We start from the raw sequence: 24042 nt of genomic DNA, 5'->3' as shown, positions 1-24042 counted from the left end.
ATTCGGATATCCGGACCCGGTATCGGTAAACGTTCAGCGAACTCCAGGACACCCGCCGGAGATGCTGGTTCACTACTAGACGGCAGTGTGATCGGCATCACTTCTGGTGGGATCGGTAGTCCCGCCGGGACCGCAGGCAACCGACGAGTGAACGGAGATACCGATGCCTGTTCGAAGCACACCCTGGCCCGAGGGCACCCCGTGTTGGGTCGACTGCCAGGTCGACGACACGGTGAAGGCGAGCGAGTTCTACGCCGATCTGTTCGGCTGGACCATCGAGAGCGGCGGGGACGAGGCCGGTGGATACCTGATGGGAATGAAGGGCGGGCAGGCTGTTGCGGGGATCGGCCCTAAGCCGCAGGCCGGAATGCCCTCGGTATGGACGACCTATCTCGCCGCCGATAATGCCGACGCCATCGCCGAGAAGGTGGGCGCGGCGGGCGGTCAGGTGGTCATGCCACCCTTCGACGTGCTCGACGCCGGGCGCATGTTCGTCGGGGTCGATGCCGTCGGCGCGGCATTCGGCATCTGGCAGGCCCGTGCGCACAACGGCGCCGCCGTCCACAACGAACACGGCGCGTACTGCTGGAACGAACTGCACACCCGGCAACTCGACACCGCGAAGAAGTTCTACGCCGATGTCTTCGGTTTCACCTACGCCGATGTCGGCGACGGCAAGAACATGATCTACGCGATGTTCACCCCGCGCGGCGGCGAACAGTCCGCAGGCGGCATGAACGACGACACCGTGATGCCCGGCGAACCCATGCCGAGCTACTGGCTGACCTGGTTCCAGTTCGACGACGTCGACGCCGGGTTGGCGCGGGCCGGTGAACTCGGCGCGACGGTGCTGATGCCCGCCTCCGACTCGCCCGCAGGCCGGATGGCGATGGTCTCGGCGCCACAGGGCGAGGTATTCGGAATCATCGACACCAACGTGCGGGTGGGGGAGATGCCGCAGTAAACGACCGTCGCCGAACGACTAGCGAAATATTTGGGCGTCGCGCTTGGTGTATGAGGCGATCGGTGTGGTTTCCATGCGCTCGATGCCGTCCAGTGTGGTGATCCGCTCGGTGAGGTAGGCATACAGCTCTGCCGAGTTGCGGAAGACCGCGATCGCGATCAGATTGTGCTCGCCGGTGGTGGCGCCGATGAATGCTGCCTCGAAGTCGGAAGCCAAGGCTGTCGCCACAGTCTGGAGCTGATGCGGAACTACGCTCATCCAGATCACGCAGGAGACGGTGAAACCGAATGCGGCGGGGTCGATTTCGACGCTGAACCGAAGTATCCCGGCGCGTCGAAGCTCGTCGAGTCGACGCCGGATCGCTGTCTCGGACCAGCCGATGCGGCGGGCGAGGTCGGGGTAGGAGGTACGGCCGTCGAGCGATAGGGCGGCGAGTAGCCGGTGGTCGAGCTCGGTCAGCGATAGCGACTGCGTCGCGTCGGTGTCCGGTGGTCGCAGCGCCTCGATTTGCGCGGTGGTCAGCGCGGAGGTACGGCCGCGCAGCGGCGCTGCATGAAGTGGTGCAGGAGCCGGTGTGCGGAGATATCGAGGACATCGCCATGTCGGGCGAGTCCGGCCAGCGGTGCCGGGCCGTCGTCGGGAATGCGGAAGATGCACACGATTTCGGTACCGCTGTCCACCACTGTCACCCAGGCGGTGTCCGGTCGCTGGGCGAGGGCGCGCGCCAGTGTGCCGGCGGCACTGGCTCGCACCGTGATTCGGACGATCCACTCGGCGGTAGCGATCGGCCCCGGGGCCGCGACGCCGGTGACGCGAACGAGTCCGCTGGTGCGCAGACGGCCGTATCGACGGGCCACGGTGCGCGAGGAAACCTCCAGTACCTGGGCGATTGTGCTGTATGCGGCGCGTCCGTCGATCTGTAGTGCGTGCAGCAGTTGCAGGTCGAGATCGTCGAGGGTGTCCGAATCCACCCGATCAGGGTAGATAGATGTCCGAAAACGGCGTCGACCGCCCGATAAGCGGTCTTCGACGCTGTGGTCCAGCAGGCTCGTTCGCATGAACGACGACATGGGCCAGCAGTACATCGGAGCCATCCACCACACCGGTCTCAAGGGCAGTGACTTCGATGCGATGACGAGTAGATACCGGTCCTTCGGATTCACCTTGACGCCGCGGTCGCGGCACCTGATGAGTCAGCGGCCGGGTGAACCTGCGATTCTGGGGTGCACCGCCAACGAATGCGCGGTGTTCGGCGGTTCGTACATCGAATTGTTCGGCATCGTCGATGCCGCCGCGCCGGACCCGTGGCACGCGAAGCGGCTTCCGGAGGGATTCCGGATTCTCAACCTGGAGACCGACGACGCCGCTGCGGTCAGCACGCGGCTCGTCGACGCCGGGCTCCCCGCTTCCGGTGTGCTCGAGCTGGAACGTGACGTGGACACCGAGGACGGCGTGCGGACCATGCGCGCCCGCACGGTGCACATCGACCCGCGCAGCACGTCCGAGGGTCTGCTCGGCATCTCCCAGCATCTGACCCGCGAATATGTGCACCAGCCACGGTATCTCGACCATCCGAACGGGGCGCGCGGGATCGCGGCGGTGACGATCGTGGCCGCCGACACCGAGTTCGACGAGATCGTCGACCGCTACCGCCGCATCGTCGGGGTCGATCCGACCACCGAGGATTCGTTGACGGTGTTGGCGCACAAAGAGGTTCGACTGGAATTCATTCGGGCGTCGGACGCCGACCAGGTGCTGCCCGGTGAGCCGGTTCCCGCGCCGTCGTACTTCGCGGCGATGACCATCCGGGTCGATGATGTCGAGCACGCGCGTCGGATTGTGGAAAGCACTGGTACGCCGACTCGCACCACCGCGACGGGTTTCTTTGTGTCCGCGCGCGACGCATACGGTGCCGGACTGACATTCGTCGCGCCATGATCGTCGAGACTGCCACGGGGAAGGTCAGGGGGAGTGCCGACGGTGCGGTAACCGCATTCCGCGGTATTCCGTTCGCGACTGCCGAGCGGTTCGGTGCGCCGCGCGCTCCGGAGCCGTGGCCGGGCATCCGCGACAGCGTCGAGATCGGCCCGGCCGCACCGCAGTTGGCGTCGCGGCTGGAGCGCGTCATGGGTCGGTTCACGGTCGCCCAGGCCGAAGACTGTCTGTCGCTGAACGTTTGGGCACCGGCCGGGTCCGGTCATCCGGTGCTGGTTTTCCTGCACGGTGGCGGTTTCACCAGCGGCTCGGGCGGGTTGGCGTGGTACGACGGTGCGGAGCTGGCCGAGCACGGCGACATCGTGGTCGTGACGATCAACTATCGACTCGGTGTTCTCGGATATCTGTGCCTGCCCGGGGTGAGCGAAGGCAATCTCGGATTGCTCGACCAAATGGCCGCACTGGAGTGGGTGCGGGACAATATCGCCGCGTTCGGCGGGAATCCGGCGCAGGTCACCGTCGCCGGGCAATCCGGCGGGGCGCTCTCGATACTCGCGATGGCGACCGGAACCGCCGGACTTTTCCGGCGTGCGATCCTGCAGAGTACCCCTGCCGGTATACCGCCCGCGTCACCCGAGGACGCGGCCGTCGCCGGGCGAATGCTGTTGCGCGAGTTGGGTCTTGCGCCGGATGAGCAGCGGCGATTGTTCGATGTTCCGGTGGCCGAGCTGCTCTCGGCGCAGTATGCGGTCGCGGTGTGCGTCGGTGGTGCGGCGCCGCCCTATCAACTGGTCGCCGACGGTGTTCTCGTCAGCGGCGACTTGGTGCGATCGGCCTCTGCTGCGGGTATCGAGGTCCTGCTGGGAACGACAAAGGACGAGGCGGCGGCGATGGTCGACGACGCAGCCGACACCGTGACCCACCAACTGTTCCGTGCTCCTACCTTACGTTTGGCGGAAACCCTTGCGGTGCAGGGAAATACCGCATGGCTCTACCGGTTCGACTGGCATCCGGCAACCAGCCCCTTCGGCGCGTGTCACTGCCTGGAACTGCCGTTCCTGCTCGGGAATGCGGCCGCGTGGGCGCACGCACCGATGCTCATGGGCGAGCGGCCGCAGGCCCTGGTCGAGGACATGCGCGAGCGCTGGATCGGCTTCATCCGCCACGGCGACCCCGGTTGGTCCCGCGCTACTGAACACCACATAAACACCTGACAAGTTCCTGCCGAAGGACACGACATGATCGCCCTGCAATGGCATCGCCCACTGATGCTGCTCGCCACCGCGATGGCACTGCTTGTTCTCTTCTCGATCGGGGGCCTGATCGTCGACGATCGGGTCCTCACCGGACTGCCGATCTGGGCCAAGGCGGTGAAATTCGCGCTCTCGGTGCTGATCTACGCGGTCACCTGGGCCTGGCTGATCGCCCAGCTCACCCGCTGGCGGCGGGTCGCCTGGTGGGCGGGCACGGTGGCGGCCGTCGGCCTCGGTGTGGAACTGGCCGTCATTGTGACCCAGATCGTGCGCGGCACCACCAGCCACTTCAACTTCACAACTCCGCTCGATGCGGCGCTGTGGGACACCATGGGGCTGTCCATAATCGTGGTCTGGGTCGCGACTCTGGTCGTATCGCTGGTTCTGTTCCGCAACCCGACGCCGGATCCCGCACGCAACGCCGCGATCCGCTACGGCGCCGCACTGTCGCTGATCGGCGCGGCGCTGGGGATGCTCATGGTGATGCCGACTCCGGCCCAACGCGAGACCGGCAGCGCCATCCAGGGCGCGCACACCGTCGGCCTCCCCGACGGTGGACCGGGCCTGCCGATTCTGGGCTGGAGCACCGCCGGTGGTGATCTACGTATCCCGCATTTTGTCGGAATGCATGCGGTGCAACTGCTTCCGCTGGTCGTCATGGCCCTGGAATTCGGTGCCCGCCGAATCCCTGCTTTGCAATCGGCCCGATCCAGAGCAGCGCTCGTGACTGTCACGGCAGCAACCTTCGGCAGTCTGCTCGCCGTGTTGACCTGGCAGGCGCTGCGTGGACAATCCGTGGTGCATCCGGACGCACCGACGCTGCTGGCACTGGCCTTGATCGCCAGTGCTGCAACCGGATCTGCCGCGATGATCATTCTGCGCCGACCGCGGTCCACGCATCCGTCACCCGATCCGCTGACCGCGATCGGAGCGACTCGATGACCCGTGCACTATTCGATCTCACCTTCTGGTCGGCCGCGCCCTTCTGGGCACTGATGATCCTGGCGCCGCGCTGGCACCGAACGCCAACCATCGTCGCCTCACCGCTGATCTGCGCGCCGCCGCTGCTGATCTACGCGACGCTGGTGCTACCGGAGTTCGGACCGTTCCTGTCCGCTCTTGCCAGCCCGAATCTGCCTGGGCTGCAAACAATTCTCGCCAGCAGTACGGGTGCGGCCGCGGCGTGGGCGCACTTCGTCGGATTCGATCTGTTTCTCGGCCGCTGGATCTACTTCGACAGCCGCGAACGCGGCATCCATCCCGCGCCGATCAGCGCATTGCTGGTGTTCACGATCTTGTTTGCGCCGCTCGGCGTACTCGGCTACCTGATCATCCGATTCCTCCCGGCATACCGGCCGATTCCAAACCAACCCACCCATGCGGAGACATAAATGGAAATCCTGATCTTTCTCCTGATCGTGCTGTTCGGGCTGCGCCTGTCGGGTGTACTGGGGGCCACTCGATTCACCGGTTGGCCGACGTGCGCGGCGTATGCGCTCGCGGCGATGCTGGTGCTCACCGGCACAACGCATTTCCTTCCCGACAGCCTCGCGAGCGGACCGGCTCCCACCCACGGTGATCTGCTGCCGATGGTGCCGCCATTCGTGCCGTTCCCGAGTTTCATGGTGTACCTGACCGGTGTGCTGGAACTGCTCGGCGCGCTCGGTCTCGTCCTCACCGGAATCCGACGACCCGCCGGGATCGGCTTGGCCGCACTGTTCGTCACCCTGCTGCCCGCCAACATCCACGCCGCCGTATCCGACATCCCGTTCAACGGTGCGCCCGCATCCCCGCTGTGGATTCGGATACCCGAACAGGTGCTCTACATCGCGGTGGCGCTGTGGGCTGCCGGGCTGTACAGCCGCAGCCGTGCCGAACTCGTCGACGTGGCAAGGCAACGCTGACCGGTTTTTCACACTGAACGATGGGTCTTTGTGCTGGCCAGGGCACTATCGGATGCCGAGAATCGTGGGTTGTGTCGTATCCCTAGGGGTGCCGGAGGCATTCGTGAGGTGTCCAGATCCGGCCGATGTCTGCGGAACATCGTTCTTCTCCAGTTCTAACGTTGGCGCAGTTTCCATGCCGTTGACGAGTACGAACCGTGCGAGTCGACGAACGCCAGGGTTCTGGAGGAAGTGAATGATGAAACGAAGTTCCGCCGGACGAACGGCTGCGCCGATTGCCGATTCGGGCCGAGCGATGGGTGAAATACGTTGCCGCCGTTGGGTGTACGCGTTCGCTGCGCTTGCTGCGGTGTTCACTGTAGTTGTGGTGCCGTCGGTCGCGAACGCCGATGCGTCGTCGTCGATCACCGGGTCGTGGGCCGAGGACGATCGGACGGTGCAGCTGCGGGTGTATTCCGCTGCGATGCAGCAGGACATCATGGTGAAGGTGTTGCGTCCGGCGGATCGGTCGACGCCGCGGCCGACGGTGTATCTGCTTAACGGTGGTGGGGGTGGGCAGGACAGTGCGACCTGGCAGAAGAACACCGATGTGCTGAGGTTCCTCGCCGACAAGGATGTGAATGTGGTGCAGCCGGTGGGTGGGAAGTGGAGCTACTACACCGATTGGCGTGCGCCGGATCCGAAACTCGGTCTGTACAAATGGAAGACGTTCCTGACCGAGGAGTTGCCGCCGCTGATCGATGCCGAACTCGGAACTACGGGCGTCAATGCGATCGCGGGGTTGTCCACCTCGGGCACATCGGTTTTGCAGTTGCCGATCGCGAAACCGGGTCTGTATAAGGCGGTTGCGGCCTACAGCGGTTGCGCCCAGATCAGTGATCCGATCGGGCAGCAGTTCGTGAAGCTCGCGGTGGAGGGCTGGGGTGGGGGCGACACGGTGAATATGTATGGACCGCCGAATGATCCGATGTGGGCGGCCAACGACCCATACTTGCATGCCGACCAGTTGCGCGGCATCCACCTGTTCATCTCGACGGGGACCGGTGTGCCTGGCATGTATGACCGCTACAACGGCAGTCACATGCAGCCCGGGCCGCGCGGGTTCTTCAACCAGCTGGTGATCGGCGGTGTGATCGAATCCGCGGTGAACTGGTGCACCCAGAACCTGCGCACCGAACTGGATCAGCTGGGGATCCCCGCTACTTACGATTTCCAGCCGACGGGCACCCATTCGTGGGGGTACTGGCAAGAGGCGCTGAAGGATTCGTGGCCTGTGCTGGCCGAGGGGCTCGGCATTCCCTCCTGACAGGCAAGGCCTGCCGAACGATCTCCGGCAGGCCTTCTCTATCAGGTGCGTGCATCCGTGTCAGGTGCGGTACGTGCGCGCGACCAAGGCGGAGCGCAGATACCACAGCCCGGACGGCTGTGACGGATCGAAGCCGGTGAGTTGTCCGATGCGCTTGAGCCGGTAGTCGACGGTATTGGTGTGCACGTGCAGCACCCGGGCGGTGCGCTGGCGGTTGAGGTTATTGCCGATGTGGCGCTGCAGAGTCTCCAGCAGTTCGGGGTGTTCGTCCAGCGGATCCAGCAGCGAACCGAGGTATTCGCGGCCCGGTCCCGGCCGGGTGAGCTGGTATTCGAGGGCGAGTTCGTCGAAGCGGTAGAGCCCGGCCACCGCCTGCAGCCGCTGCACCATGTCGAGGAGTTCGTGCGCCTGGTCGGCGGCGTTCGGAATCTGTTCCGGCGCGGCGACGACCATGGTCGCCGCAATGCCGACCTGCGCGGCGTGCGAGAGCCTGGCGACCACCGCGTCGAGCTTGTCGTTGTCGAATTGGGCCGAGGGGATCAGCACGGTGCCGCCGTCCACACTCAGCAGCGACAGTGCGCTCGCGCCGCATTGCGTGGCGAGTTCGGCCTGCAGCCTACGCAACTTGCGGCGGGCTACCACTTGGGCGTCGAGCATCGGATTGTGCTCGTCGCGATGCGGTGGAATGGCAACGGCGAGAACGTCGTACGACTCCGCGATGGCGATACCGCATTCGCGCGCCATGGTCGAAGTGCTGTGCCCGCCGAGCAGCGCGGAGGTGAGGGTGTGCACGGCGGTGTGGTGCTCGCTGACGACGGCGCGCAGCTCGCGGATGTAGGCCACCGAGATCGCCGAGGTCAGCTTGTCGAGCAGTTCGACAACCATCTTGGCGCCGTCGACGAGATTGTCGTAGTCCTTGATCGTCGCACTGGAAACCACCAGCTCGAGGCCCATCTGGAAGCCCTCGTGGATGGAATGCAGGATGGTGTCGATCGGCACGCCCTCACGGGCCCAGCCCGCGGCATGGTCCTCGAGCCGCTGCACCTTCTCCGGGATGTCCTTGCCGTCGAGCATGCTGACCGCGATCTCGAGGCAGACACGGGTGCTGGCGGTGAAGTCACCGGTGATGGCTTCCCCTGGCATCGTCGCGCACGGGATGACGTTGTCCACGAAGTGGCCGACCATCTGCCGGGACAGTGCGCGGACGTCCTTGAGCGGGGACGACATCGGCTTGCCCGAAAGGGTCAGGGTCGGCCTGGTCGAGTGGTCGACGGACATTGGCGACTCCTTTTTGGCCACGGGTGTAGCTGTGTGGAGCATTCACAGTAACTGCCCGGGGTGGCATGTGGACCGGTTCGCTTGGTTCTGTGAGAGTGCGCTACTCGGTTGGTCGGGCGCTTGTGACCGGTCACAGCGCTTCAGAGGAGCTACCGGCGGGTAATGAGAGCCGTCACATCCGCCGCTGGGACCAGAAGTTAGCCGAGAGTTCGGGCAGTGCGCACGCCCGGCCACATGACGTAAAAATGCCGTTACGCGACTTTGCGTTCGACGTGGAATGTGTTACCGCTCGATGCAAAACAAAAGTACCGATAGGTCGGTTCGGAAACTCTGCTGTCCGCTCAGTGAACCGGGTATGAACAGCGAATTTATTGACAAATGATCCCGCGCAGTCGCCGATGGCCGAATTGACGAATTGTCTTTGACCACGATTCATGGAATGAATTGTCTCAGACGCCGCTTCGTCACGCCCCCTTTCTGGTGGGTGCGGCCGAGTTCCGTGCATACGGGCGGACTGCATTAGCGAAATAGTTGCTGAAAGTTTGATCCGACTCTGAGTCGAGGCTATTCACATTGCCAGCCGTAAATCATCGGTGTACAGATGTGTGCATGCACCGCTGTGATTGCCAACAGTTGTGCGCATGGACGAGATATTGGACGTGAAAGTCCTGATTGCCGTATCGGAGGGCAAGTGATCGCAGTCTCGGCTGACGCCGGATTCCGCACTGAGCAGCCAAGATTCATGGCTTTCGCGACGGAGTCGATGTTCTGTACCCGCGTCGCGCGAGCAGCGGACGCGGCAGGTTCGAGCGCGTGGGAGGACGTGCGATGACCGGGTTGAACGATGTCGGTACACGGGTGTGCGAACTCTTCTCGCGGGGATTACAGGTGCCGTCGATCGATGTGAATACGCCGTTGCTGGATTATGGCTTGGACTCGGTCCGCTCAGCGGAACTCGTCATAGAACTCGAGCGAACGTTCGGGATCGAGATCTCCGATGCGGAGGCTGCCACACTGTACACCGCGCGCGACGTAATCGACTGTGTGGTCGCGAAGTCCACCGCCGACCGGCGCTCTGGTATTGGGGCGTAGATCGTGTCGGCAGGTGTTCTGTTTTCGGAACAAATAAATTCCTCCGCCATTGTTTCCGAAGACGAATTATTCGATGATTTCGCCCGGCACAACCGTCCAGGACTGGCTCGGCTGCTACGGGCGTGCCACCTGGATGTCGTGTATGCGGGTGCCGAAAGTGACTATCTGATCCGGCCGGATGGCAGCCGGGTATTGGATCTTGTCGGCGGTTTCGGTGCGGCGCTGTTCGGGCACAACCATCCGGCGCTGGTGCGGGTGGCGACGGCTCGGCTGAATCAGCAGACGCCGTTCGTCTCCCAGGGCAGTGTCCGGCCCGCGGCCGCGCGACTCGCTCGAAGGCTTTCCGAAGCGGTGGCCGCCGGGAGCGGTCGTGAGTACGTGGTGACGTTCGGGTCCACCGGCGCCGATGCGGTGGAGGCGGCGGTCCGGCACGCGGCGGTGGCGCACGCCCGCGCCCTCGGCGATCTCGAGACCGAACTGCGGCGCACCCTGCGCCGGGTTCGACGCGACGGCCTGCACGATGTCCGGCCGATTGCCATGGGCGACAACGGTTCCGACGACGACAGCGGCTCGGTCGCGGAGATGCTCACCGAATCGCTGCGCGAGATCGACGAATTGCGGCGGCGCGGACCGGTTTTCGTCTCGCTGACCGGCGCCTTCCACGGCAAGACCGTCGGCGCGTTCGCCCTGACCGAGCACGCCGACACGCCCGCGGACTTGGTGGTGCCCGGTCCGGAGCGGCGCAGGCTCGACACCTGGGAACCGGACGCGGTGACGAATGCGTTCGCCGATGAACTGCGTCGGGTATGCAGGATCACCTTAGACGGCATGGGTCGGCCGGTGCGGTCATGGACCAGGATTTCGCCGATCGCCGCGGTATTCGCCGAGCCGATCCAAGGTGAGGGCGGGGTCCGCGATGTTCCGGCCGCGACTCTGCGGGCGTTGCGGGAGTTGGCCGATCGGCACACGGCGGCCCTGGTATTCGACGAGATCCAGTCGGGCATGGGCCGTACCGGAACCTTCCTGGCCTCATCGCCGTCGCAGGTGAGCGCGGACTACTACCTGCTCTCGAAATCGCTGGGCGGCGGGCTGGTGAAGATCTCGGCCCTGCTGGTGGACCGGCAACGCTCGATCGCCGACTTCGGCCGCTACCACACCTCGACATTCGCCGATGACGATCTGTCCTGCGCGGTCGCCGACGCCGCACTGGACCTGCTGCGGGACAACCAGCTCCGCATCTGCGATACCGGTGCGCGGCTGCGTTCCCGGCTCGACGCGGTGGCACGGCGGTGGCCCAAGGAGATCCTCGCCGTACGGGGCCGCGGGCTGCTGCAGGGTATCGAACTATCGCCACCGGAACCGGCATCCGCGCTGCTGCGCGAAATATGCGATCCGGAGCTGTTCGGATACGTGGTGGCGGGGTATCTGCTGCACGTCCACCGGATCCGGATGCTGCCAACGCTTTCCGCGCCGACCACACTGCGCATCCAGCCCTCGGCCTTCCTCGCCGACGCGGACCTGGACCGACTGACGGCGGCGCTCGACGATCTCGCCGCACTGCTGCACCGCGGCGACTACGTCCGGCTGCTCGCGCACTTGGCCGCGCCGGTCACCACGAATTGGCCGGTGCCGGAACGCCGATCACCATCGCGGCGGCGCACCCATGAGGTCGCCCGCGATTGGAATGCCCCGACCAGGGTGGTATTCCTGGCAAATCTGCCCGATGCCGCGGATCTGCGCAGATTCGCACCGGAGCTGGCCGAATGGTCCGACGGCCAATTCGCCGCACTGTTCGAACGGCTGCGCGGGGTGGCCGAACCCTTCGAACTGACCAGACAGCTCGTCACGTCGCCGACCGGCGCCACGGTCGAGGTATGCCTGATCGCGGTGCCGATTTCGGCCGAGCAGATCATCGAATGCCAGCGCGCCGGACATCGCGCCTGGCTGCGCGATCTGGTGCTGGAGGCGGTGGAGCAGGCGATCGCTTTGGGCGCCAGCGTAATCGGGCTCGGCGGGTACACGTCCATCGTCACCGATGCCTCGCGCGATGTCGTGGAGGACACCGTCAAGGTGACCTCCGGCAATTCGCTCACCGCGGCCTGCGCCTACGAGGTGGTTCGTACCGAACTCGCCCGCCTCGAACCGGGCCATCGCCGGATCGGCATCCTGGGGGCGCTCGGAAATATCGGTGCGGTGATGGCGGAACTGCTTGCACCGCTCGCGGATTCGGTTGCGCTGGTCGGGCGCACCGGCTCGGCGTCCCGGCTCGAGCGGGTGGCCGCGGGCCTGCCCGGTGCGGTGACGGTCAGTGAGGATCTGACCGCCCTGCGTACCTGTCGCATCGTCCTCACCGCCACGAATTCGGCAGTGCCAGTGATCACCGCCGACGTGCTGGCCGACGACCATCCGGTGCTCGTGGTCGATCTCGCGGTCCCCGGCGATGTGGATCCCGCGGTGTCCCAGCAACCGAATATCACCCTGGTCTCGGGTGGGCGCATGGCGTTGCCGCTCGGCCAGACACCCCCGTTTCCCGAAACCGGGCTGCCCGCCGGGGTCGTCTACGCGTGTATGGCCGAAACCGTTCTGCTCGGTTTCGAACCGCGCACGGCGAGTCCGTCCTACGGCGGCCTGACCGCGGCAGGCGTGCGCGCCGCCCGCGATCTGGCCGCTCGTCACGACGTGCGCCCGGTTCTGCTTCCGACAGGAGCTCCAATCGTGTTCGAATCTCCCACCGCAGCAACCCCTGCCCCGATGTTCCTCGGCGCGGCCGATTTCGCGGCGGACCGCGCCGGTGGCAAGGCGGGCACCCTGCACGAATTGATCGTGGCCGGATTCGAGGTGCCGCCCGGATTCGTCGTAACGGCCGATCTCGACCTGGCCGAGATGTCCGACGAGGATCTGACCGGCTGGGTACGGGCGCTGGGCGGCTTCCCGGTCGCCGCGCGTTCGAGTGGTGTGCTCGAAGACCTCGACGACGCGAGTTTTGCCGGTCAGTACGAGTCCTACCTCGATATCACCGATGTCGCGGCCTTGCGCGAACGTATCGAGCAGTGCCGAGAATCGGTGTACAACGAGCGAGTTCGCACCTACCTGGCCCGGCGCGGCTATCAAGAAGCCGGTGCATCGGTCGCCGTTCTGGTGCAGCGCATGGTCGATGCGCGTTGTGCCGGTGTCGGTTTCAGCCTCGACGCGCTCACCGGCATCGAGGACCACGCCGTCGTCGAAGCCTGCCGGGGACTTGGCGAACGGCTCGTCTCCGGACATGTCACACCGACGAGGTACACGCTGCGACTGTTCGACGGCACCGTGGTCGAGCGGGATGCGGGCGATGAGGATGTCGAGCTGAATGCCACCGCCACAGCCGAACTCGCCGCCCTCATGCTGGCAGTGCAAGCGCACCGGCACCGCCCGCAGGACATCGAATGGGCCATCGATGGCGACGGGAAACTGTGGCTGCTACAGGCGCGGGCCATTACCGCGATCAGCTGGCGCACCGATATCGACCAGTTCTCCGACGCGGATCTGCGTGACGGCGGCGTCTCGGCGCGGGTCTGCACGCCGATGATGTTCTCGTTGTACGACAACGCCTTCCAGTACTCGATGCAGCGGTTCTTCGAACGGTTGAAGCTCACCGAACCCGGCGCGGAACCGGACTGGATGGCCATGTACTACGGCCGCGCCTACTGGAATGTCAGCGCGGTGAAGAAGTGCTTCTTCCGCATTCCCGGCTTCGACGAGCAGCATTTCGACGACGACCTCGGTGTGCTCAACGACTACGGGTCCGACGGTCCGCATCGCACCCCGACGAATGCGAAGACCATTGCCAGGGCGCTGCCCGCGGCGCTGGCCGTGCAGAAGAGCTACCAGGATCAACTGGCGGCGGTCGATGCGTTCGCGGCGCAGTGGCCCGCGAAATACGCGGTGTGGCGCGAGCGTGTACGCGAACTGCCGCACACCGATGAGGCCACCTTCGTCGCGGATCTGGCGGACTGCCTGCTCACCTTCCACGCCGCCACCGAGCGCACCTACTTCACCACCATCTATAACAACTCCAGCGTCCAGACCGACTTCAAGCAACTGCTCGACAAGGTGGACGCCGCGACCGACGGGACGACCTCGGCCATCGATCTGATGGGCGGGCTCGCCGATATCAGCCATATGCAGCTGCAGCGCGGCATCGTCGAATTGCACCGGGTGGCAGGCGATCACGGCCTGGACAGTTCCGAATGGACGAAGGCACTCGATGCCTTCCTCGACGAGCAAGGATTCCACGCCGACGCGGAACTGGATCTCACCAGCCCGCGCTGGTCGGAGGCGCCCGAGCGGGTGCGCTCGATGATCGCGGTCATGCTCGAACACGGCACCGCGCCCGCGGATCCCGATGTGACGCTGGTGGATCAGCGCAAACGCTACGAAAACGAACTCGCCGCGGTGCGCGTGCGGGTGCGGGCCAAGCCGCTGGCGCGGGTGAAACACGCCAAGGCATTGGATAAGCAGATCGAGCGGATGCGCCGGTACCTCGTTGCGCGCGAACGCATGCGGGAGTTTTCCTCGCAGTGCTATGCCATTGTGCGCGCGTATGTCGTGGAGGCCGGGGTGCGCCTGGCTGCGGCGGGCACGCTCGAGCAGGCCGATGATGTGTTCCAGTTGTCGATCCACGAGCTGTGTGATCTCGCGGCCGGGCGGGTGGATATCTCGACGCTCGCACCGCAGATCGCTTATCGCCGTGCGGTTTACGCGGGCTACCGGGATCTGGTGCCACCGCATGAGCTGGGTGGTGGTGTCACCGTGGGCGCGGTTCGCGAGATCGGCGACGGCGATCTGACCGGGCTGGGTTGCAGTCCAGGTATTGCGGAGGGCACCGCTCGGGTGATCACTTCACTGGCCGACATCGACCAGCTGCGCGAGGGCGACATCCTCGTGACTCGATTCACCGATCCAGGGTGGACGCCCGCGCTCGGGCTGGTTTCCGCCGTGGTGACCGAGGTGGGCGGGATGCTCTCGCACGCGGCCGTCATCGGACGCGAATACGGCATACCGGCGGTGCTGAATGTCGCGGGTGCGACGACCGCGGTCCGCTCGGGTCAGCGGATCCGGGTCGATGGCGGGGCGGGTGTCATCAGCGTGCTGGAGAACGCGGTCTCGTCCGAGCCGGTTGCGTCGCCGTCCGGTTCCGGCAACAGGCACGGACTCGATGTCGTCGCAGATCCCGAGCGGTCGCGGGAACGTCTGCGCCTGGTCCCTGAGGAGTGCCTGGTCCCTGAGGAGTGCCTGGTCCCTGACGAGCGCCCGGTCCCCGACAAGCGGCGGGTCCCCGACGAGCTGCCGATCAGTGAGCCGGATGAGCCCGCCTTGCCGAAACCTGCAGTGCCATTGCGCCCCGCCGAACCCAAGCAACCGCCCCCGGAGCACCCAAGCCCGGCGGCCGCCAGAACGGATGAACCACTGACCGCACGCAAACGCCTGATCTGCATCGCCGGTGCCGACGGATCGGGTAAGACCACCCAGGTGGCCCGCATCGCCGCGGAATTCGAGGCGCAGGGCCAAAGCGTTGCCGCCGTGACCATTTGGGACGCATTCCTGGATCCGAAGGTCTCCTCGAAGCTGCCGTGGCGCAGTCCGTCCGAGATCTACGGCTACCTGAAACTGCTGTCCCCGCTGAGTCGCGCGCACTTCCTGTTCCACGCCATGCAGCTGTCCTTCGACCTCGCCGCCGAACGCGGCCCGGACATCCTGCTGGCAAATGCATACTGGTACAAATACTTCGCCACCGAGGTCGCACACGGCGGCGATCCGGCGGTGCTGCGCAAGCTGGCTTCGGGTTTCCCGGAACCCGATCGCACCTTCTACCTAGCCGTCAGTCCGCAGGATGCGTTGGGGCGCAAGCAGTTGCGCAGCGACTACGAGAGCGGCTACGGCGACGAGGAGACCTTCCTGGCCTTCCAGCGGCGCAGTCACGATGCGCTGGAGGCTCTGTCGGAGGAGTTCGGCTGGATCCGCTTGGACGGCACCGACACACCAGCCGACATCACGAAGGCTGTGCTCGCCCAACTGCGGGAGGACGACCGGTGACCCGTCGCGTCGCGATTGTCGGCATCGACGGTGCGGGCAAGTCCTCGGTCATGGCACGGCTGCGCGAATTGGCGCCGGGCACTGGTTCTTTCGCCTCGATGACCTGCCCGGACTTCCACAACACCCGCAATGTGCCGCTGACGGACCTATCCCAGCAGCTCAAGGCATTCAGCGTCGGATGCGATGGAATCGGCAGCCTGGAAATGAAGGCCACCGCGATGTATCTGCAGATGACGCTGTTCGGTCCGGTGGAGCGGCACTTCCTGAGCACCTGGTCACCGGATGTGCTGGTATTCGAACGGCATCCGCTGATCGAATTGCTGGTGTACGGCCCGTTGTATGTCGCGCTGGCCCGCCCGGAATGGAACGGTCACGATCGCGCCGAGGAGATCGCGGCCGTGCTGGAGCGCCACCGTCCGGGCACCTTCGACGACATCCTCGCTTGGCAACGGTCGGAATCCACGCGTCTGGGCAGTTCCCCGGATATCTGGGAGCTGCTGTCGGAGATCGCGGATCTGGTGCGCCGGGATGTGACCGAATCCGTCCCCGGCTTCGCCGACCGCTTTCGCACGACACTGCCCGACGCGGTGCTCTGGCTGGACGCACCGCCGGAACAGGCCGCGGCACGGTGTGCGGAACGTTCGGGGAGCGGGCCGAAGGAGGCCCATGAAACAGCAGAGCGGCTCGCAGCCCTGCGTGACGGATATCTACAGGTGCGCGACACCCTCGCGGCGGCCTTCCCCGAAGTGGGATTCCACCGCATCGATACCGGCGACGGCGTCGATCTCGAGGAGTCGGTCCGCGCCTGCGTGACGGAAGGGAAGTTACTCGGGTGAGTACACAGGCAGGTACCCCGGCGACCGAGATCGAGGCGCGGGTGCGCGCCATTGTCGGTGAGGTGCTGTGGGTTTCGGCGGACGAGATCGACGCGTCCGCGCAATTGATCGACTACGGACTGGATTCGCCGACCGCGATCGAGCTGACCATTCAGCTGGAGCAGTCATTCGGCATCGTCATACCGGAAGACGCTGCGGCACAGTTGAATACGGTCGGCGAGATCGTGCGGTACGTGCGGGGTGAGCAGTGACTGAATTGGTTCCCCAGCATCCGACGATCGTGCATGCGCTACTGGCCGACGCCGAGCGTGGTGCATCGGCACCGTCCACGATTTTCGTTCCGGAGCGCGGCGATGCCGATGGTGAAATCGCCTGGCGACACGACGATCTCGCGGCCGCTGCGGGACGCACCGCGGCCGCGCTGGCCGCGGAGGGGGTCGAGCCGGGAGATCGGGTGATGCTGTGTCTGCCCACCTCTCCGGAGTTCGTCACGGCGTTCTTCGGTGCGCTGGTACTCGGCGCGGTGCCGACCGCGGTGGCGACGCCGGGCGGGTTCGGTTCGGCGGATATCTTCCGCGACAAATTCACTCGGCTGCTCGGCTATCTGGAACCCGCGGCGGTCGTCGCGACGCGGTCGGTGCTCGCAGGGGGAGCACTGCCGGACACCGTGGCCGCCATCGATGGCGATGTGCTGCACGCCTGGGCCTGTTCGCCGGACGCGCCGACGCTGGCGCCCAGACTTCCCGAACCGGGAGATCTGGCATTCATCCAGGCGACCTCCGGTTCGACGGGAACACCGAAAGGTGTGCAGATCACCCACGCGAATCTGGCCGCCAACTGCGAACAGATCGCACAGGCTGCCGCGATGGGCGCGGGCGACACCTGGGTCGGCTGGCTGCCGCTGCACCACGATATGGGGCTGATCGGCGGATTCCTGACGCCGGTATTCCGTGGCATCGACGCGGTGCTCATGCCGCCGAGCCGATTCCTGCGCAGTCCGGGGGATTGGCTGCGTACGGTCAGCCGGTATCGCGGAACATTCACGGCGGCACCGAATTTCGCATACGGATACGCTGCCGCCCGGGTTACCGACGCCGAACTCGACGGCATCGATCTGTCGAGCTGGCGGTTCCTGTTCTGCGGCGCGGAGCCGATCCATCCGCCGACCGTGCAGAGTTTCGTCGACCGGTTCGCGGCCTGGGGACTGCCGAAGGATGCGTTGGTGCCCTGCTACGGCATGGCCGAGGCATCCCTCGCGGTCACCGTGAATCGCCCGCACGCGCCGATCGCCTACGACTCGGTGTCGCGCCGGGCGCTCACCGAAAATGGTGTGGCCCTGGACATTCCGGAAGGCGACCTCGATGTGATGCACATCGTCGACTGCGGCGCACCGCTGCCCGGTACCGAGGTACGCATCGTCGACGAGGACGGCGCGGTGTGCGGTTCGGACGTGGTCGGCCGCATCCAATTCCGCGGCCCATCGATGACCATCGGTTACTTCCGGCTGCCCGAAGAGACCGCGGCCGCCACTCGGGACGGCTGGTGGGACACCGGCGATATCGGCTACCTGCGCGACGGCAGGCTGCGCATCACCGGCAGGCATAAGGACCTGATCATCATCCGCGGCGCGAACTACCTGCCCACCGATTTCGAGCTCGCCGCACAGGAAGTCGCGGGTGTGCGCCTCGGTGGTGTCGCGGCCGTCGGTCATGCCGATACCCGAGGGCTCTCGGAGGAACTGCATCTCATTGTCGAATCCGGTGCGGAGGCGACCGAACACGATGCGTTGCGCCGAGCGGTGCGGGTCGCGGTGAGCAAGCGCACCGGTGTGCTGCCCGCCGGGGTCCGGGTGGTGCCGCCGCGCAGCATTCCGAAGACCACCAGCGGCAAGGTGCAGCGCGCCGAGGCCAGGCGGCTTTTCCTGGCCCAGGACGATCTGGTCGGTGCCGGAGGCGCGGCATGAGTGTGCAGCCGAAGTTCCACGGCCGCAGGCTCGGCGGTCCTGCGCTGCGACATCCACTGGGTGCGTATCCGGATTACCGCGCCGACCCGCTCGCGCTGTTCTACGAGCAGGCCGTCGCTCATGGCGGGAGCGTCCGGCTGCGGCTGGTGCATCAGCAGATGCATCTGCTCGTCGACCCGGAGCACATCAATCAGGTGCTGGTCACCGATGCGGCCAAGTACGAGAAGGGGATCAGCTATCAGAGCCTGAACTACTTGCTCGGCCCCGGACTCCTGACCAGCGGCGGCGAACTCTGGAAACGTCAGCGCGCCTTGATCAAACCCGCATTCTCCCGCCGTCACGTCGACACCGAGATTCCGCTCATGGTCGAATGCGGACAGCGGATGCTCGATCGCCTCGATGCCTACGCCGCGACGGGCACGGCCTTCGACCTGGTTCCCGAGGTGATGGGTTTCGCGGCCGATGTGGTGTGCCGCGCGGTCATGGGCTCCGATATCGACGGTGTCCTGCCCCAGATCGAAGACGATGTGCGCGAGGGTGTTTCGTGGGTGATGCGGCATATGGCCGCGCCCATCCAAGTCCCGCCGAATGTGCCGACCCCGGCCAATCGCCGCTTCCAGGGGGTTCGCGAACGACTACATCGCGTGGTGGACAGCGTCATCCAGCGTCATCGAGACGCCGATGCCGAAGCGACGTCCCTGCTGGCCCGATTGCTCGCGGCCCGCGATGATGCCGGGCACGCCATGGATGACGCGCAACTGCGTCACGAGGTGCTCACCTTCCTGCTGGCCGGACACGAGACCACCGGCGGCGCGATGGCGTGGACCATCTACGAACTGGCCCACAACCCGGCCGTGCTCGCGCGGGTACGCGACGAGATCGACATCGCACTCGCGCTGACCGATGGTCTCGACCGGGCCCTGCCCGCACTGGAGCTGACCGGGCGCGCGATCGACGAGGCCATGCGTCTGCACCCACCCGCGTGGGCATTCAGCCGCACCGCCGTCGAACCGGACTCTTTCGACCGCTTCGATCTGCAACCGGGCGCGATCGTGGTGATCAGCCCGTTCGTGAACCATCGCTTCCCCGAATTCTGGGATTCACCACTGACGTTCGATCCGGAGCGGTTCACCAAGGAGCAGACCAAGGCGCGCCCGCCGTACCGCTACTTCCCGTTCGGCTGGGGCGCGCATCTGTGCGTCGGCCAGCACATGGCGCTGATGGAGGTGCGGGTGGGCATCGCAATGCTGTTGGCGCGCTACGACATCGAACTCGTCAACGGGATGCGGGTGCGGGAGAACCCGGAGATCTCCAATACCCCCGATCCGGTACTCGTGCGGCTCACCCGGCGTGGGTCCGCGGTGCCGTCGGCGACGACCATGCAGGAGGCCGCGCAATGAACGGAACAACCGTCAGCGATACCGCACTCGCCGCCGATGCGACGATGGCGCCGCAAGTGGGCGCCAAGGCCGCGAATCTCGGTAGGCTCGTAGCGGCCGGATATCGGGTGCCACCGTTCGTGGTGCTGAGTGCCGCCGCGTGTGCGCGCATCCTCGAACCGATCCGCGGATCCATCGCCGACGCGCTGGATTCGCTCGATCACTCCGATCCGGCGTCGTTGCGGGCGGTGTCGGGGGAGATCCGCACGGTTATCCGTGCTCAGCCGATCCCAGCGGATATCAACACCGAGCTGAGCGCGGAGATTCGCGAAATCGCCGAGCGCACAGCACAATCCGGTGTTCGCCTGGCTGTGCGTTCCTCGGTGAGCGGCGAGGATTCGGCGACGGACTCCTTCGCGGGCCAACTCGATACCCTGCTGAATGTCGCCCCGGCGGACGTATCGGCGGCGGTGCTGGAAGTGCTCGCCTCGGCCTACTCGGAGCGGTCACTTTTCTACCGAGGACATCGTGGACTGGACAATACCGAGATCGACTGTGCCGTCCTGGTCCAGGTGCTGATCGACAGTGCGGTCTCCGGTGTCGCCTTCAGCTGCAACCCGCAGACCGGCGACCCGGGCGAGGCCGTCGTCTCGGCGGCCCTCGGCCTGGGCGAAGGTGTCGTCGCCGGAACCGTGGAGTGCGATACCTACTTCGTCGATGCCGCCGCGCGCACGATCGTTTCCCGTTCGGTGGCCGAGAAGCAGAGCCGGGTCGCGGTTGCGGCCGATGGTTCCGGCACCGTCATCGAGCAGATCACCGCCGTAACCGGCCAGGCACTCACCGACGCACAGGTAGTCGAACTCGTCGATACCGCAACGGGATTGGCCGATACCTTCGACGCGCCACAGGATGTCGAATGGGCCTATGACGCCGAGGGCGCGCTGTACCTGCTCCAGGCCCGCCCGATCACCGCGACCGGTGCCCGCGAAACCATTTTCGACAATGTGAACGTCGCCGAGTCCTATCCCGGTCTTTCCAGCCCGCTGACCTTTTCGATCCTGCGGAACGCCTATGAGCAGGTGTTCCGGGCCTGTCACAAGGATTTCGGCGCAACCGACGCCATCGTCGACCGCAATGCCGCGAGCCTGTACCCCTATTTGGTCGGTACCGCGCACGGGCGCATCTACTACAACATCAGCAACTGGTACCGGCTGTTCCTGCAGATCCCGGGTATGGAGTTCGCCATCGAAGGCTGGGAGGCGGCACTCAATATCGAGAATCGCTACCAGCGCCCGGCCGCGCCGAAACAGGGGCTGGCGCGGGCGAAGATGTATCTGCTGCGCTTGCGTATCGCTGCCATCATCACCGTTGGCTGGCTGCGGCTACCGCGGCGGCTGCGCGCGTTCTTCGCCGAACTCCAGGCCTTCACCGTCGATCTGGACCACCGGCTCGACCCGGAAACACCGGAGCGGGAACGGGATCCGGAAGCACTACTCGAATGGATGGAACGCTGCCTGCACGAACTCGTCCCCGCCTACGCGGTGCAGATCTTCAATGACTTTCTGGCCCAGCAGATGTTCCACGTCGTGGGTCTGCTGCTGGAACGCGAAGGCCTCACCGAGCCATCCGCCATCACTTTGCGCAATGAATTGTTCTGCGGCGAAGAAGGTGTCGACAGTGTCGACCCGGTCCGCTCGGCGCTCGCGCTGACCGCGACGGTCCGGGCGGATGCCGCGCTGCGTGAGCTGTTCGAGGGGCCACTGGAACCGCACGAAGTGTGGAAAGCCCTGGCACAGCCCGAATTCGCCGATTTCCGCGGTGCATGCCTGCGCCATATCGCCCTGTTCGGCGACCGTACCGTGGACGAGCTGAAGCTGGAAACCGATCCGCTGGGCGAGCATCCGGAGCGACTGGTTCCTATGCTGCGCAACTACCTGCGTGGCGGTCAGAACATCGACGACATGGCGGCGCGCGAAAAGCAGATCCGCCGCGACGCGGAGCGCACCGCGGCGAGGCTGTTCCGTGGAAAGCTTCCGCAACGGTTGGCGTTCCGGTTCGCACTCGGGCGGGCGCGCGAGCATGTGAAACAGCGCGAGAATATGCGGCTGGGTCGCAGCCGTTCCTTCGGCCTGGTCAAACGGGTATTCCGGGAATACGGCAGGCAGATGCACGCGGCTGGACTGCTCGAGGATCCGCGCGATATCTTCTGGCTCACCTACGAGGAGATCGCGGCCCTTACCCGGGGGACCGCTGTCGATACCGATGCGGCGCGGACGGTCGTCAGACGTAAGAGCGATCACGAGCGGTGGCGCGTCGAGCAACTGCCGTCGCGGATCGTCACGGCTGGAATCGCGGCCGTCGGTTTCAACGATCCGGGCTTCGACCATCCGGCTCCCAACGGCGATTCCGGCAGTGTGCTACACGGAATCGGTTGCGCGCCGGGCCGAGTCGAAGCTCCGGCACTGGTGTTGGCCACTCCGGAACCGGATGTGGTGGTCGACGGTCAGATCCTCGTCGCAGCCAGTACCGATCCCGGTTGGGTCTTCCTGATGGTGGCCGCCGGTGGATTGGTCAGCGAGAAGGGCAGCCCGCTCTCCCATACCGCCATTATCGGCCGTGAACTCGGCATTCCCACCGTCGTCGGCGTTGCGGGCGTCACCCGGCTGGTCGCCAGCGGGGATGTGCTGATTCTCGACGGCAAGGCCGGAACCGCAACCATCGTTCAGGAACACAGCTCATGACATCCACCGCAGCCGCACCGCACGAGACCGCGCACGGCGAGAACTTCAGCCTCGAGCATTACCTGGATCCCGCCGCGCACACCTTCGAACAGCGCTTCGAGGAATTCCGGCCCTATGTCGCGAACGCACGCGGCACCGGATTCGTCCTCCGTGAGATCACCGGGCCCGCGGGTCCGGTCGTACAGGTCCGCGATCCCGGCGGCGACGCGGTCCGCGAACTGATCATGTTGGGGTCGAACAACTACCTCGGCCTCGGCAACGAACCGGAGATCGTCGAAGCCGCCGTCCGGGCCGTGCGCGAATTCGGTGTCGGCCATGGCGGACCGCCACTGCTGAACGGCACCACTTCGGTGCACCGGCGGCTGGAGGAACGCCTCGCCGAGACCAAGGGCTGCGAATCCGCGCTGGTGTTCTCCTCCGGCTACGCCGCCAATGTGGGCTGGGTGACCGGTCTGCTGCGCAAGGGCGACATCCTGCTCTACGACGAGCAGAGCCATGCCAGCCTCTATGACGGCATCCAACTCGGCCGGGTCCGCTCGATGGCCTTCGAGCACAACGATCTTCGGCATCTACGGCACCGGCTCATGCAGATCCGCTGGCGCAATCCAGGCGCGAATATCGTGGTCGCCGTCGAGGGCGTGTATTCGATGGACGGCGATATCGCGCCGCTGCCGGAGATTCGGGCGCTGTGCGATTCCTTCGGAGCCTGGCTGACCATCGACGACGCGCACGGTACCGGTGTGCTCGGCGCGCACGGCCACGGCACTGCCGAACATTTCGGCATGGGGGCCGGATCGGTCGAGCTGTACATGGGCACCTTCTCGAAGGTGTTCGCCACCACCGGCGGTTTCGTGGCCGGGTCGAAGGATCTGGTGGACACGCTGCGGTTCTTCGCGCGCTCGTACATGTTCTCGGCCTCGCTGGCCCCGGCGGTCGTCGCCTCGGTACTCGCCGCCATCGATTTCATCGATGAGCATCCGGAGCGGATCCGCCAATTGCACGACAATGTCGACTACTTCGTGCGCGAACTGCGTCGAATGGGCTTCGCGGTCGATCCGCAGACCGCGATCATCCCGATCTTGGTGCCGCAGCGCCTCGCCGTCGCCGAGGTTGTCGCGGCGCTGCACGCCGAGGGCGTGTTCGTCAACGGCGTCGAATTCCCGGCCGTCCCACGCGAACAGCAGCGGCTGCGGGTCAGCATGATGGCCACGCTCAGTCGCGACCAGCTGGATTTCGCGCTGGCGAAGATTTCGGCCGTGGCCCGCCGCTTCGCCTTCCATCCCGAGCAAATCGGTCCGACCGAAGAAGGGATCCGCTGA

The 24042-nt window shown here is 65.6% G+C and carries 18 protein-coding genes; 15 read left to right on the top strand and 3 right to left on the bottom strand.

Going from position 1 to position 24042, the window contains the following annotated elements:
• Window positions 1-163: 163 nt before the first annotated feature.
• The gene (locus NP3_RS10645) at window positions 164-964 is read left to right on the top strand and encodes a VOC family protein (RefSeq protein WP_063040195.1); all 801 of its coding nucleotides are present in this window, start codon (window positions 164-166) and stop codon (window positions 962-964) included.
• An 18-nt stretch (window positions 965-982) separates the two neighbouring features.
• On the opposite strand, the gene NP3_RS51875 is transcribed toward NP3_RS10645, so the two are convergent.
• Window positions 983-1423 carry an Lrp/AsnC family transcriptional regulator gene (locus NP3_RS51875; RefSeq protein WP_507762163.1) on the bottom strand — a complete coding sequence of 147 codons (441 nt, stop codon included), beginning with the start codon at window positions 1421-1423 and terminating at the stop codon, window positions 983-985.
• A gap of 59 nt (window positions 1424-1482) precedes the next feature.
• Window positions 1483-1935, bottom strand: coding sequence for an Lrp/AsnC family transcriptional regulator (locus tag NP3_RS49805; RefSeq protein WP_218024839.1), 453 nt, complete (start codon window positions 1933-1935; stop codon window positions 1483-1485).
• 85 nt (window positions 1936-2020) lie between these two features.
• Here NP3_RS49805 and NP3_RS10635 point away from each other — a divergent pair, with 85 nt between their 5' ends.
• The 6 genes from NP3_RS10635 to NP3_RS10610 all read left to right on the top strand — a co-directional run bounded on the left by NP3_RS10635 (window position 2021) and on the right by NP3_RS10610 (window position 7362).
• Window positions 2021-2902, top strand: a complete 882-nt coding sequence (locus tag NP3_RS10635; RefSeq protein ID WP_245720882.1) for a VOC family protein — start codon at window positions 2021-2023, stop codon at window positions 2900-2902.
• The gene (locus NP3_RS10630; protein ID WP_063040193.1) at window positions 2899-4113 is read left to right on the top strand and encodes a carboxylesterase/lipase family protein; all 1215 of its coding nucleotides are present in this window, start codon (window positions 2899-2901) and stop codon (window positions 4111-4113) included. Before NP3_RS10635 ends, NP3_RS10630 begins: the two co-directional genes overlap by 4 nt.
• A gap of 24 nt (window positions 4114-4137) precedes the next feature.
• Entirely contained in the window at window positions 4138-5094 is a 957-nt protein-coding gene (locus tag NP3_RS10625) for a hypothetical protein (RefSeq protein ID WP_063040191.1), read from the top strand.
• Window positions 5091-5543 (top strand): ABA4-like family protein, encoded by a 453-nt coding sequence (locus NP3_RS10620; RefSeq protein WP_063040189.1) that lies wholly within the window; start codon window positions 5091-5093, stop codon window positions 5541-5543. The genes NP3_RS10625 and NP3_RS10620 overlap by 4 nt, the downstream gene beginning before the upstream one ends.
• On the top strand, window positions 5544-6056 hold the full coding sequence (locus NP3_RS10615) for a DoxX family protein (RefSeq protein WP_063040187.1): 513 nt from the start codon (window positions 5544-5546) through the stop codon (window positions 6054-6056).
• Window positions 6057-6351: 295 nt separating this feature from the next.
• Window positions 6352-7362, top strand: a complete 1011-nt coding sequence (locus NP3_RS10610; protein WP_063040255.1) for an alpha/beta hydrolase — start codon at window positions 6352-6354, stop codon at window positions 7360-7362.
• Window positions 7363-7422: 60 nt separating this feature from the next.
• Here NP3_RS10610 and NP3_RS10605 read toward each other — a convergent pair whose 3' ends face one another.
• Complete coding sequence (locus tag NP3_RS10605) at window positions 7423-8640, bottom strand: PucR family transcriptional regulator (protein WP_063040184.1); 1218 nt, start codon at window positions 8638-8640, stop codon at window positions 7423-7425.
• A gap of 828 nt (window positions 8641-9468) precedes the next feature.
• Here NP3_RS10605 and NP3_RS10600 point away from each other — a divergent pair.
• The 8 genes from NP3_RS10600 to NP3_RS10565 are packed head-to-tail and all read left to right on the top strand — an operon-like array spanning window position 9469 to window position 24042.
• Complete coding sequence (locus tag NP3_RS10600; RefSeq protein WP_063040182.1) at window positions 9469-9732, top strand: acyl carrier protein; 264 nt, start codon at window positions 9469-9471, stop codon at window positions 9730-9732.
• 3 nt (window positions 9733-9735) lie between these two features.
• The gene (locus tag NP3_RS10595; protein ID WP_063040180.1) at window positions 9736-15804 is read left to right on the top strand and encodes an aminotransferase class III-fold pyridoxal phosphate-dependent enzyme; all 6069 of its coding nucleotides are present in this window, start codon (window positions 9736-9738) and stop codon (window positions 15802-15804) included.
• Entirely contained in the window at window positions 15801-16640 is an 840-nt protein-coding gene (locus NP3_RS49025; protein WP_063040178.1) for a nucleoside/nucleotide kinase family protein, read from the top strand. Before NP3_RS10595 ends, NP3_RS49025 begins: the two co-directional genes overlap by 4 nt.
• A complete protein-coding gene (locus tag NP3_RS46615) occupies window positions 16637-16891 on the top strand; it encodes an acyl carrier protein (protein WP_063040176.1) in 255 nt (84 codons plus the stop codon). Before NP3_RS49025 ends, NP3_RS46615 begins: the two co-directional genes overlap by 4 nt.
• Window positions 16888-18603, top strand: coding sequence for a fatty acyl-AMP ligase (locus NP3_RS10580; RefSeq protein ID WP_063040174.1), 1716 nt, complete (start codon window positions 16888-16890; stop codon window positions 18601-18603). Before NP3_RS46615 ends, NP3_RS10580 begins: the two co-directional genes overlap by 4 nt.
• Window positions 18600-20003, top strand: a complete 1404-nt coding sequence (locus NP3_RS10575) for a cytochrome P450 (RefSeq protein ID WP_063040172.1) — start codon at window positions 18600-18602, stop codon at window positions 20001-20003. Before NP3_RS10580 ends, NP3_RS10575 begins: the two co-directional genes overlap by 4 nt.
• Window positions 20000-22723 carry a PEP/pyruvate-binding domain-containing protein gene (locus NP3_RS10570; RefSeq protein ID WP_063040170.1) on the top strand — a complete coding sequence of 908 codons (2724 nt, stop codon included), beginning with the start codon at window positions 20000-20002 and terminating at the stop codon, window positions 22721-22723. The genes NP3_RS10575 and NP3_RS10570 overlap by 4 nt, the downstream gene beginning before the upstream one ends.
• Window positions 22720-24042, top strand: coding sequence for an aminotransferase class I/II-fold pyridoxal phosphate-dependent enzyme (locus NP3_RS10565; RefSeq protein ID WP_063040168.1), 1323 nt, complete (start codon window positions 22720-22722; stop codon window positions 24040-24042). The genes NP3_RS10570 and NP3_RS10565 overlap by 4 nt, the downstream gene beginning before the upstream one ends.

It is taken from the genome of Nocardia pseudovaccinii NBRC 100343 (assembly GCF_001613225.1).
Classification (GTDB): domain Bacteria; phylum Actinomycetota; class Actinomycetes; order Mycobacteriales; family Mycobacteriaceae; genus Nocardia; species Nocardia pseudovaccinii.
The sequence above is the reverse complement of the archived record's forward strand: the minus strand, read 5'-3'. Positions and strand labels throughout refer to the sequence as shown.

What these genes read in the sequence shown, in the direction of transcription:
- NP3_RS10645 (WP_063040195.1), top strand. Translation starts at nt 164, where the DNA reads ATGCCTGTTCGAAGCACACCCTGGCCCGAGGGCACCCCGTGTTGGGTC.
- NP3_RS10635 (WP_245720882.1), top strand. Translation starts at nt 2,021, where the DNA reads ATGAACGACGACATGGGCCAGCAGTACATCGGAGCCATCCACCACACC.
- NP3_RS10630 (WP_063040193.1), top strand. Translation starts at nt 2,899, where the DNA reads ATGATCGTCGAGACTGCCACGGGGAAGGTCAGGGGGAGTGCCGACGGT.
- NP3_RS10625 (WP_063040191.1), top strand. Translation starts at nt 4,138, where the DNA reads ATGATCGCCCTGCAATGGCATCGCCCACTGATGCTGCTCGCCACCGCG.
- NP3_RS10620 (WP_063040189.1), top strand. Translation starts at nt 5,091, where the DNA reads ATGACCCGTGCACTATTCGATCTCACCTTCTGGTCGGCCGCGCCCTTC.
- NP3_RS10615 (WP_063040187.1), top strand. Translation starts at nt 5,544, where the DNA reads ATGGAAATCCTGATCTTTCTCCTGATCGTGCTGTTCGGGCTGCGCCTG.
- NP3_RS10610 (WP_063040255.1), top strand. Translation starts at nt 6,352, where the DNA reads ATGGGTGAAATACGTTGCCGCCGTTGGGTGTACGCGTTCGCTGCGCTT.
- NP3_RS10605 (WP_063040184.1), bottom strand. Translation starts at nt 8,640, where the DNA reads ATGTCCGTCGACCACTCGACCAGGCCGACCCTGACCCTTTCGGGCAAG.
- NP3_RS10600 (WP_063040182.1), top strand. Translation starts at nt 9,469, where the DNA reads ATGACCGGGTTGAACGATGTCGGTACACGGGTGTGCGAACTCTTCTCG.
- NP3_RS10575 (WP_063040172.1), top strand. Translation starts at nt 18,600, where the DNA reads ATGAGTGTGCAGCCGAAGTTCCACGGCCGCAGGCTCGGCGGTCCTGCG.
- NP3_RS10570 (WP_063040170.1), top strand. Translation starts at nt 20,000, where the DNA reads ATGAACGGAACAACCGTCAGCGATACCGCACTCGCCGCCGATGCGACG.
- NP3_RS10565 (WP_063040168.1), top strand. Translation starts at nt 22,720, where the DNA reads ATGACATCCACCGCAGCCGCACCGCACGAGACCGCGCACGGCGAGAAC.